We start from the raw sequence: 11,053 nt of genomic DNA, 5'->3' as shown, positions 1-11,053 counted from the left end.
GTCCCCCCGCCGTCCGTCACGCGGTCCCCGGAGCTGAAACACCGTCATGCGTTACGCGAACATCCTGTCCACCGGCCGCTACGTCCCCGAGAAGCTCCTCACCAACGCCGACGTGGAGAAGATCCTGGGCGAGAAGGTGGACGAGTGGCTCCAGCAGAACGTGGGCATCAAGCAGCGCCACGTGATGGCGGACCACCAGGCCACCAGCGACCTGGCCGTGGCCGCCGCGAAGGAGGCCCTGGCCCGCGCGAAGGTGGACCCCAAGGAGCTGGACCTGGTGCTCGTGGCCAGTGACACGCCGGACTACCTCTCCCCCGGCACGTCGTCCGTGGTGCAGGCGAAGCTGGGCGCGCTCAACGCGGGCACCTACGACATCAACGCCGCGTGCGCGGGCTGGGTGACGGCGCTGGACGTGGCGTCCAAGACGATTTCCGCGGACGACAGCTACCAGCGCATCCTGGTGGTGGGCGCCTACGGGATGACCCGGTACGTGAACTGGAAGGACAAGAAGACCTGCACGCTGTTCGCGGACGGCGCGGGCGCGGTGGTGCTGGGCGCGTCCGACAAGCCGGGCTTCCTGGGCGCGAAGCTGCTGGCCAACGGCGAGTACCACGACGCGCTGGGCATCTACACCGGCGGCACGAACCGGCCCGCCACGGCGGAGACGCTGGCGCTGACGGACGGCAAGCCCGCGGTGCAGTTCGTGCGCAAGTTCCCCTCCACGTTCAACACCGAGCGCTGGCCCATCCTGCTGGACACGCTGCTCAAGCGCGCGGACCAGACGCTGGACGACGTGAAGCTGTTCGTCTTCACGCAGCTCAACCTGCGCACCATCGAAGCCACCATGAAGGCGCTCAACCAGCCCATGGAGAAGGCGCACTACACGATGGACAAGTGGGGGTACACGGGCTCCGCCTGCATCCCCATGACGCTCGACGACGCGGTGGTGCAGGGCAAGGTGAAGAAGGGCGACCTGGTCGCCTTCTGCGCCAGCGGCGGTGGCCTGGCCATGGCGTCCGCCCTCTACCGCTGGACGGCTTAGTCCCCCCCATCCCGTCTCTTCAGACAGGAGTCCTTCGCATGTTCATCGGAGACTGGATGGGGCGGGGCGCCCTCTACTGGCCGGAAGCCGTGGCCGTGGTGGACGTGGCCCGGAAGGACGCGGGCCGCTTCACCTACCGGCAGATGAACGCGCGCGCCAACGCGCTCGCGGGCTGGCTGCGGGACGTGGCCGGTGTCCAGCGCGGGGACCGCGTGGCCATCGTCGCGCACAACGGCGTGGAGTACCTGGACACGCTGTTCGCGTGCGGGAAGCTGGGCGCCATCTTCGTGCCCTACAACTGGCGGCTGCACGCGGCGGAGCTGACCGAGGGCGTGCGCTCCATCCGCCCGCGCGTGCTGCTATTCGGGGACGACTTCAAGGACGCGGTGGCCCAGGTGCGCGAGCACGTGGGTGACGGCCTGCGTTTGGTGTCGCTGGAAGCGCAGGGCCTGCCCGGCGCGGATCCGTTCGAGAAGGCCGTGGCGTACGCGCCCGCGGCTCCCGTGACGAACGACGCGGTGAGCGAGGAGGACATCCTCTGCCTGCTCTTCACCGGCGGCACCACCGGCCGTTCGAAGGGCGCGAAGGTGTCCTACCGCATGGTGGCGTGGAACACGCTCAACACGCTGGTGCATGAAATCCGCCAGGGCGACGTGACGGTGACGCACACGCCGCTGTTCCACACGGGCGGGCTGCTCGTCTACACGCTGCCCCTGCTCACCGTGGGCGGCACCGTGGTGCTGATGCGCCGGTGGGATCCGGACGAGATGCTGGGCCTCGTCGCGAAGGAGAAGGTGACGCTCTTCTTCGCGGTGCCCACGCAGTACCAGCAGCTGATGGACTCGCCGCGCTGGAAGGGGACGGACTTCTCCTCCGTGCGCTTCGTCACCAGCGGCGGGGCGCCCCTGCCGGTGCCGCTGCTCCAGGCCTGGCAGGCGGTGCACCCGGTGCCCTTCAAGCAGGGCTTCGGCATGACGGAGTTCGGCCCGGGCATCTTCAGCATGGGGCCGGAGTTCGCGGTGTCCAAGGCGGGCTCCATTGGCCGGCCCAACTACTTCATCGACGCGAAGCTGGTGGACGACGCGGGCCACGCGGTGCCCGTGGGCGGGGTGGGGGAGCTGGTGCTGAAGGGGCCCTCCATGTGCTCCGGCTACTTCGAGGACGAGGCTGGCACGCGCGAGGCCATCAGCGCGGACGGCTGGTTCCACACCGGGGACCTGGCGCGCGTGGACGCGGACGGCTTCTTCACCATCGCGGGCCGCAAGAAGGACATGTTCATCTCCGGCGGAGAGAACGTGTACCCGCTGGAGCTGGAGTCCGTGCTGTATGAACACTCCGCCGTGCAGCAGTGCGCGGTGGTGGGCGTGCCGGACGCGAAGTGGGGCGAGGCGGGCCGGGCCTACGTGGTGCTCAAGCCGGGGGCCGAGGCTTCGGCGGACGCGCTGCTCGAGCACCTCAAGGGCCGGGTGGCGCGCTTCAAGGTCCCCAAGCGAGTGGAGCTGGTGAAGGCCCTGCCGGTGTCCCCCGCGGGCAAGATTCTGAAGCGCGAGCTGCGCGAGGCGGCCATCGCCGCGGACGCGCGGGCCGCTTCGTGACGCACGGGTTTTCTTCTTTCAAGCAACGCAAACAGGAGCGCGCACATGGCTGATACATCCAGGAAGATCGAGATCCGGGACATCCCCACGAAGCGGCTCCGGATGCGCGCCCGGGTCGTGGGAAGCGAGCAGGACTTTCCGGTCATCTTCGTGCACGGCAACTGTTCCTCGTCCGCGTTCTTCGAAACGCTGCTGAAGACGCTGCCCCAGGGCTTCCAGGGCATCGCGCCGGACATGCGCGGCTTTGGCCACACGGAGCCGAAGACCATCGACGCGACGCGCGGCATGCGCGACTTCAGCGACGACCTGGCGGCGCTGATGGAGGCGCTGTCCCTGAAGCGCGCGGTGTTCGTGGCGCACTCGGCGGGCGCGGGCATCGTGATGCAGTTCGCCATCGAGCACGCGGAGAAGATGGCGGGCATCGTGATGGAGGCGCCGCTGTCGCCGTACGGCTTCGGCGGCACGCGCGACGTGGATGGCACGCCGTGCTGGGCGGACTTCGCGGGCTCCGGCGGTGGCACGGCCAACCCGGACTTCGTGCAGCGGCTGAAGGCGAAGGACCGGGGCACGGAGTCGCAGACGTCGCCGCTCAACGTGATGAACGCCTTCTACGTGAAGCCGCCGTTCCGTCACCCGGATGAGCAGGCGCTGCTGGACTCCGTGCTGGACACGCACGTGTCGGACGAATTGTACCCGGGCGGCATGACGAAGTCGGAGAACTGGCCGGGCATCGCGCCGGGCCCCACGGGCATGAACAACGCCATGGCGCCGGCCTTCTACAACACGTCCGCCTTCGGGTCGCTCCGCAACGGGCCGGACGTGCTGTGGATCCGCGGCGCGGACGACGCCATCGTCTCCGACACGTCGCTGTTCGACTTCGGCTACCTGGGCAAGCTGGGCGCGGTGCCGGGCTGGCCCGGTGACGACAAGTACCCGCCGCAGCCCATGGTGTCGCAGACGCGCAAGGTGATGGAGCGCTACGCCGCCAACGGAGGCCGCTACCGCGAGGTGGTGCTCCCGGACACGGGCCACAGCCCGCACCTGGAAAAGCTGGCCGAAGTCCAGGCGCTGCTCTTCCCCTTCCTGCAGGAGCACACCCGCTAGTCGTCGTTCCTGACGCGCGCTGAAGGCACGCGAGGCCTTTCCGGGGAGCCCCTGGGGCCCGTCGTGTGTCCCGTGCGTCCACTCTCAGTCGCAGTCTGCTGTCGCCGCACCCTTCACCCCCCACGGAGGTACGCATGCGAAGCACCTGGACGTTGTCGCTCACGGCCGCATTGCTGATGGCAGGTTGCGGGGCAGAACCGCCCGCGGAAGCACCCCCGGCGCAGGAGTCGGTCGGTACGGCCGAGGCGCCGCTGGACGCGGACCTGGCGCCGTACTTCGACGCCATCCCCACCTTCACCGGGAACTACCGGGTGGTGGGCACGTACACGCCCCCCACGTGGTCCTGGGGGCAGATTGAGTTGCTGGAAGGCAAGCAGCGCTTCCGCACGGAGTACTACAACCCGCGCACGCTGAAGCTGCGTGACCAGGACACGTTCCAGTCCACCGACTACCCGCTGCGGACGTACTTTGGTTCGCTGAACCAGCAGCTGGTGAACGCGTTCAACCTCCACTACGCGAACAGCTGTGCCACGACGGCCGGGGCGGCCTGCCCCACGCCCGGCCCCACCAGGCCGGAGGCGCGCTTCGCCCTGCTGCACAAGGGGCGCAAGACGGCGGATCGCACCTGCGACATCAACAAGACGCCGACGCTGCTGGTGCACGGCGCCATCCAGGACGCGAACGTCTTCCTGTTCCCCAACGGGAACAACGGCACGGGCGGCACGTACGACGGCGCGGCGCAGTTGACGGGCATGGTGCAGGACCTGGAGGCGAAGAACCGGTGTGTGTACGCGCTGACGTTCGGCTCGTTCCACGGCGACAACTTCAACCACGCCATCCACGTGGCCAACGCCGTGCAGCGCGTGAAGGCGCTGCACACGGGCGTGGCGCGGGTGGACATCGTGGCGTGGAGCAAGGGCGTGCTGGCGGTGGACCCCTGGCTCGCGAACGCGGCCACGTGGGGCGGCTTCAGCACGACGCGCTTCTTCGAGCGTCTGGCGAAGGAGCAGGCCTCGCAGGTGCCGGCGTATGACGACTCCGTGCGCGTGTACGTGCCGCTGTCCGGGCCGCACAAGGGCATTGACCTGAACTTCCGTCACCCCATCCACACGCTGACCATCGCGAGCACGGCCTCCAACGCGCCGGTGGGCCGCGGCCCGATGCCGTGGACGTACTTCTCCGCGTTCCAGTGCGTGACGTTTGGTTATGACGTGCCCTGGTTCAAGAATCCCTATGCGGACAGCGTGTGCAAGGGCTCCGGCGGCACGTGGCCGGACTACTTCCGCCGCATCTACCTGTCGAACATCACGGGGCTGAGCAGCACGGGCACGCCGGTGTCCTCGACCTCGCTGCAGACGCTGAACACGAACCAGGGCTTGTCCTCGTCGTTGTTCAACTTCGACGATTACAACATGAGCCTCTTCGGCGCGGTGAACACCAGCGGCAAGTACGTGACGGCGTACCCGGGCCAGCTGCAGGCGGCGTATGACCTGCGTGGCACGTACCCGATTCCGGACCGCAGCGCGTCCGCGTGGGACAACATCGATCCGGACGAGAACCGCTACTTCCCCTGGCTGGACACGAAGCTCATCTACAATCCGTACAACCCGTTCTTCGCCGCGGGCTACATGCAGTCGAGCGACCACCGCGTGTGCCGCACGACGGCGTTCGACCCGGTGGGCTCTCCGTGCTTCGCGTACCACGCGCAAGCCCTCTACGACTCCGTCGACATGAACGTGGAGGCGTACGACTCGCTGGGCTACGGCAAGTACCGCATCATGGACGGCCTGGGCATGGCCGCGGCGATGGAGATGGGTGGCAAGTTCATCACGCGCCTGGCGGAGCACGGCCTGGATTCGCGCCTGAAGTCGCTCTACGTGCTGTACGGCACGACGGGCGGGGCGCAGCCGTTCGAGACGGACGGCATGACGTCCACGACGTCCGCGCTGCGCGGCGACGGCGTGCTCTTCGAGGCGAGCATCGCGGCGATGACCCAGCTGACCCAGGGCTGGACGTCCGCGAAGAAGCTCGCCGACGCGAAGCAGGAGGGCATGGCCTATGACCACCTGAGCATGGGCATCACCCCGGCGGTGTGGAACAAGATCTCCGCGCACTTCGCTTCGCGGGATTGATGTCGTAGGAGCCGCCGGGCATGCCCATCGTCCACGACTGGCTGGCCCGGCGGGCCTTGCTCGCCCCGGAGCGCACGGCGCTCGTTGATTCGCTCCGGGGTGGGCGGCGCATCTCGTGGTCCGAGTGGAACGCTTCCGCGCACCGGACCGCGCTGCTGCTTCGTGACCTGGGCGTGGGACCTGGGGACCGCGTCTCCGTGCTCGCGTTCAACGGCGTGGAGACGCTGGACCTCGTGTTCGCGTGCGCCAAGCTGGGCGCCGTGCTCCAGCCGCTCAACTGGCGGCTGGGCGTGGAGGAACTGCACGGCCTGCTCTCCGATGCCGCCCCCTCCGTCGTCTGCTTCGGTCCGGAGTTCCGCTCGCAGGTGGATGCCTTGCGCTCCCGGCTTCCGGCGCAGTGGGTCTCCCTGGCGGATCCGCTCTTCGCCTCCCGGGATGACCTGTCCGGCGCACTGCCCTCCGTTGAGCTGGAGGCGGATGCTCCGTGGGTGCTCTGCTCCACCGGTGGCAGCACCGGCCTTCCGAAGTCCGCCGTGCTCACGCATGGCTCGCTCACCGCCAATGCCGTGAACACCGTCGTCAGCTGGGGCCTCACCCAGGACGACGTCGCGCTGGTCAACGCGCCCCTGTTCCACACCGGTGGCCTCAACGTGTTCGCGCTGCCCCTGGTCTACGTGGGCGGCGCTTCCGTCGTGTGCCGGGCCTTCGATGTGGCGCAGACCTTCGACCTCATCGACTCGGGCTCCGTGAACCTCGTGTTCGGCGTGCCCACCATGTTCATCGAGATGCAGCGGCATCCCCGCTTCGACTCGGTGGACTTCTCCCGCCTCAAGCTGCTCATCAGCGGCGGGGCCCCCTGTCCCGCCCCTGTCTTCGAGCGCTTCTTCGCTCGCGGCATTCCCTTCCGCACCGGCTACGGCCTCACCGAGGGCGGCCCCAACAACTTCTTCCTCCCCGACGCCGTCATGCGCTCCCACGCGGGCTTCGTCGGCGTGCCCCTCTTCAACATCGAAGCGCGCATCGACGGAGAACAGCGCCCCGGCGACGTGGGCGAACTGCTCCTTCGCGGCCCCCACCTGTGCGCCGGTTACTGGCGCCGCCCGGAGGAGACCGCTCGCACCTTCGAGGAGGGCTGGCTGCACACCGGCGACCTGGCCTCCCGTGACGCCCAGGGCTTCTTCCGCATCGAGGGCCGCAAGAAGGATCTGATCATCTCCGGCGGCGAGAACATCCATCCCTCCGAAGTGGAGAGCGTCCTCGCCGGCCACCCCGACGTCGCCGAGGTCTCCGTCATCGGCGTGCCCGACCCGAAATGGGGCGAAGTCCCCCGGGCCCTCGTCGTCCCCCGGCCGGGCGCCGCGCCGACCCTGGAGGCGCTGGTGGCCTTCTGCTCGGACCGGCTCGCCCGGTACAAGCTGCCCCGTACGCTGCGCCTGCTGGACGCCCTGCCGCGTACACCCGCGGGCAAGGTGGACCGGCGGGCGCTCACCCGGCTGCATGGGGAGGGCTGAATTTCCGTCCGTTGCGCCTGTCTCCCTGGGATGACCCCCTGGACCGGCGTTCGTAATATTTCGTCATGGGCCCGTAGCCCCCTGGAAATGTACGGATGGGAGGTTACAGGTCGCGGCCCGGAGGCGGGCCGCATCCCTCGCGGAGACCCGACCCATGGAGACGACCCCACGCCCCACGACCTCCGAGGAAGCCACCATCCAGGTGCTCCTCGTCGAGGACGATGAACGCCTGGCGCGGCTCACCGCCCGCTACCTCCAGGAGCACGGCATCATCGTCACCGTCTCCGCCTCCGGCACCGACGCGCTCGTCCAGACGGCCCGCCACACCTTCGACGTCATCCTCCTGGACCTCATGCTCCCCGGCCGCGACGGCCTGGAGGTCTGCCGCGAGCTGCGCACCCGCACGGACGTCCCCATCATCATGCTCACCGCGCGCGGCGAGGAGGCCGACCGCGTCCTGGGCCTGGAGTCCGGCGCGGACGACTACCTGCCCAAGCCCTACTCGTCCCGCGAGCTCCTGGCCCGCATCCGCGCCCAGGTGCGCCGCGCGCGCGGCAAGGTGGGCCCCACCAGCCACCCCGTGCACGCGGGCCGCCTGGTGCTGGACCCCCGCAGCTTGAGCGCGTCCCTGGACGGCAAGCCGCTGTCCCTCACCACCTACGAGTTCAGCCTGCTGCGTGTCCTGGCGGAGCGGGCCGGCCGCGTGCTCAGCCGCGAGCAGCTGCTCGACCTGGTGAAGGGCAGCGCGGACGAGGTCTTCGACCGCTCCGTGGACGTGCACATCTTCCGCCTGCGCCAGAAGCTGGAGGTGGACCCCCGCAACCCGCGCCTGCTCAAGACGGTCCGCGGTGCCGGCTACATGCTGGCCACCGAGCCCGAGGCGGAGTCGTGAAGTTCTTCCGCCTCCCCATGGGCCTGCTCCCCCGCATCTACCTGGTGGGGGTCATCCAAATCGTCCTGGTGGGCGTGTCGCTCATGCTCGCGCGCGACCTCCTGCGCAACGAGTCCTGGCGCAACCGCTTCGACGACGAGCTGTCCTACTTCGTCGACGAGTGGTCCACCCTGCGCGACCACCCCGCCGCGCTCCAGGCGTCGCTCGACCGCGCCCAGCAGCGCATGGGCATGCGCGTCACCCTGCGCGCCGCGGACGGGACACTGCTGGGCAACACGCGGCCGGACCCCGCGCCCGCGATGAGCACCGAGGAACTCTCCGCCGTCTCCTCGCGCGTCACCCGCAGCGGCCCGCGTGGACCGTTCCCCGGAGCAGGGAGTGGCCCCGGCCGCATGCTGGTGGTGAGCCCCTATCCAGGGCCCATCCAGGTGTACGCCGCCGTGTCCCTGCCCCCGCCGCCCCCGCCGCCGGACGGCGACCGGCAGACGGCCATCATCGTGGGGCTCGTGCTGGCGTGTACCGCCATCACCTCCGTCATCTTCGCTCGCACGCTCGCGGGTCCGCTGGAGAAGCTGGCCAGCGCGGCGCGCGCGTTCGGCGCCGGACGGCTGGACGTGCGCGCGGGCCTGCGCCGCAAGGACGAGCTGGGCCTCGTCTCAGAAGCCTTCGACGAGATGGCCGGCCGCATCACCCAGCTGCTGCGTTCGCAGAAGGAGCTGCTGGCCAACGTGTCGCACGAATTGCGCACGCCCCTGTCCCGCATCCGCGTGGCGCTGGACCTGGCCGCGGAGGGCGACGCGCAGACGGCTCGTGAGCTCTTGCCCGACATCACCGAGGACCTGTCGGAGCTGGAGCGCCTGGTGTCCGACGTGCTCACCACGTCCCGCCTGGAGCTGGTGACGGATGGCGCGAGCGGCGGCGTGCCCCCCTTGCGCCTGGAGCGCGTGGACGCGACCGCGCTGGTGGACAAGGCCGCCGCCCGCTTCCGCAGCGCCCGGCCGAAGCACCAGCTGGAGGTCCAGGTGGACGGCGTGCTGCCCGCGCTGGAGGCCGACCCCGTGCTGCTGCGGCGCGTGTTGGACAACCTGCTCGACAACGCGGGGAAATATTCGGAGGCCGGCACCACCGTGAAGCTGCACGCCCGGGCGGAGGGCGACAGCGTCCAGGTGGAGGTCCGGGACCAGGGCATCGGCATCGAGTCCGAAGACCTGGCGCGCGTGGGCACGCCGTTCTTCCGCACCGACCGCAGCCGCGCCCGCACCACGGGGGGCGTGGGCCTGGGGCTGGCATTGGTGCGCCGCATCCTGGATGCGCACCACGGCCGCCTCACGCTGGAAAGCCAGCCGGGGCAGGGCACCACCGCGCGCGTCGTGCTCCCTGGAGTGGGGGCGGCGGACGCACCGGGCGGTCGCCTCGCCGCAGGTCATCTTTCGTAATAGAGACGAGATTCACCGAAACATTTCTAAACGTAGATAAGGGGCATGAAGGCCTTGAGCGAGATGCCGCGAGAAGCGCCGGCCCTGGCGCCGGTGGAGCTGGATGAGGACGAGGGTCGCAAGCGCGGTGTCCCGCGTTGGGCCTGGATCCTGGCCATCCTGGTGGTGGTGGGCGCGGGGGTGTTCTGGCGCATGCGCGCCGGAAGCCAGGCGGACGCCATCACCTACGACACGACCCCCGCCGAGGCCCGGAAGCTCATGGCCAAGGTGACGGCCACCGGCACCGTGGCGGCGCTGGTGACGGTGCAGGTCGGCAGCCAGGTCTCCGGCCGCATCCAGGAGCTGATGGTCGACTACAACTCGCAGGTCAAGAAGGGGCAGGTCATCGCCCGCATCGACCCGCAGCTGGTGCAGGCCGCGCTGGACCGGGCGAAGGCGAACATGATGGCCTCGCGCGCGAACCTCCAGAAGGCGCGCGTCAACGCGGACGTGGCCAAGAAGCAGGCCGCGCGCTCGCGCGAGCTGCGCGCCCAGCAGTTCATCTCCCAGGCCGAGCTGGAGACCGCGGAGTCCGCCGCCGCCAACGGGCAGGCGGAGGTGACGGCCGCGGAGGGCTCGGTGGCGCAGTCGCAGGCCGCGCTCAACGAGGCGGAGGTGAACCTCAAGTACACGACCATCGTGTCGCCCACGGACGGCATCGTCATCTCGCGCAGCGTGGACGTGGGCCAGACGGTGGCCGCGTCCCTCCAGGCGCCCGTGCTCTTCACCATCGCGGAGGACCTGCGCAAGATGCAGGTCAACACCAGCATCGCGGAAGCGGACGTGGGCAAGCTGCAGCCCGGCCAGAAGGCCACCTTCACCGTGGACGCCTTCCCGGGAGAGACGTTCAACGGCGTCATCCGGCAGATCCGCAACGAGGCCATCACCGTGCAGAACGTGGTGACCTACCTGGCCGTCATCGACGTGCCGAACCCGGACCTCAAGCTCAAGCCGGGCATGACGGCCAACGTGACCATCGTCACGCAGCAGAAGGACCAGGCCCTGTCCGTGCCCAATACGGCATTGCGCTACCGCCCGGCTCCGTCTCCCAACGCGGACGCGCAGGCCCCGGCCCCGCGGCAGGCCCCCGCCGGCATGCGCACCGTCTACGTGCTGCGCCGCCAGCCGGAGCAGAAGTCGCAGCCTGTCGCCGTGAACGTGCGCACCGGCATGACGGACGGCACGTACACGGAAGTTGTCGAGGGCGAGCTGAAGGCCGGGGACCTCGTCATCACCGCGGCGAATTCGCCGGCAGGCGCGACGTCCCCCTCACCGGCTCCATCGGGCGCGAGCCCCCTGGGT

8 protein-coding genes are annotated in these 11,053 nt (G+C 69.6%); all 8 read left to right on the top strand.

The window, feature by feature from the left end; genetic code table 11:
- The first annotated feature begins 46 nt into the window (after positions 1 to 46).
- Positions 47 to 1,042, top strand: coding sequence for a 3-oxoacyl-ACP synthase III family protein (locus D7W81_RS35205; protein WP_120559763.1), 996 nt, complete (start codon positions 47 to 49; stop codon positions 1,040 to 1,042).
- 38 nt (positions 1,043 to 1,080) lie between these two features.
- Positions 1,081 to 2,637, top strand: coding sequence for an acyl-CoA synthetase (locus D7W81_RS35200; protein WP_120559762.1), 1,557 nt, complete (start codon positions 1,081 to 1,083; stop codon positions 2,635 to 2,637).
- 45 nt (positions 2,638 to 2,682) lie between these two features.
- Positions 2,683 to 3,741, top strand: coding sequence for an alpha/beta hydrolase (locus D7W81_RS35195; protein WP_120559761.1), 1,059 nt, complete (start codon positions 2,683 to 2,685; stop codon positions 3,739 to 3,741).
- A gap of 134 nt (positions 3,742 to 3,875) precedes the next feature.
- Positions 3,876 to 5,873: an esterase/lipase family protein gene (locus tag D7W81_RS35190; RefSeq protein WP_120559760.1), complete on the top strand. Its 1,998-nt coding sequence runs from the start codon at positions 3,876 to 3,878 to the stop codon at positions 5,871 to 5,873.
- Between the two features lie 20 nt (positions 5,874 to 5,893).
- On the top strand, positions 5,894 to 7,384 hold the full coding sequence (locus D7W81_RS35185; RefSeq protein ID WP_120559759.1) for an acyl-CoA synthetase: 1,491 nt from the start codon (positions 5,894 to 5,896) through the stop codon (positions 7,382 to 7,384).
- Between the two features lie 154 nt (positions 7,385 to 7,538).
- Entirely contained in the window at positions 7,539 to 8,276 is a 738-nt protein-coding gene (locus tag D7W81_RS35180; RefSeq protein ID WP_120559758.1) for a response regulator transcription factor, read from the top strand.
- Positions 8,273 to 9,712, top strand: coding sequence for a HAMP domain-containing sensor histidine kinase (locus D7W81_RS35175; RefSeq protein WP_120559757.1), 1,440 nt, complete (start codon positions 8,273 to 8,275; stop codon positions 9,710 to 9,712). Before D7W81_RS35180 ends, D7W81_RS35175 begins: the two co-directional genes overlap by 4 nt.
- Positions 9,713 to 9,757: 45 nt before the next feature.
- On the top strand, positions 9,758 to 11,053 hold a 1,296-nt coding region (locus tag D7W81_RS35170; RefSeq protein ID WP_120559764.1), incomplete at its 3' end, for an efflux RND transporter periplasmic adaptor subunit.

It is taken from the genome of Corallococcus aberystwythensis, assembly GCF_003612165.1.
Lineage (GTDB): Bacteria > Myxococcota > Myxococcia > Myxococcales > Myxococcaceae > Corallococcus > Corallococcus aberystwythensis.
This window is presented reverse-complemented; position numbering and strand designations above follow the sequence as displayed.

Coding starts and splice junctions, on each gene's coding strand:
- D7W81_RS35200 (WP_120559762.1), top strand. CDS start 1,081: ATGTTCATCGGAGACTGGATGGGGCGGGGCGCCCTCTACTGGCCGGAA.
- D7W81_RS35185 (WP_120559759.1), top strand. CDS start 5,894: ATGCCCATCGTCCACGACTGGCTGGCCCGGCGGGCCTTGCTCGCCCCG.
- D7W81_RS35190 (WP_120559760.1), top strand. CDS start 3,876: ATGCGAAGCACCTGGACGTTGTCGCTCACGGCCGCATTGCTGATGGCA.
- D7W81_RS35195 (WP_120559761.1), top strand. CDS start 2,683: ATGGCTGATACATCCAGGAAGATCGAGATCCGGGACATCCCCACGAAG.
- D7W81_RS35205 (WP_120559763.1), top strand. CDS start 47: ATGCGTTACGCGAACATCCTGTCCACCGGCCGCTACGTCCCCGAGAAG.
- D7W81_RS35180 (WP_120559758.1), top strand. CDS start 7,539: ATGGAGACGACCCCACGCCCCACGACCTCCGAGGAAGCCACCATCCAG.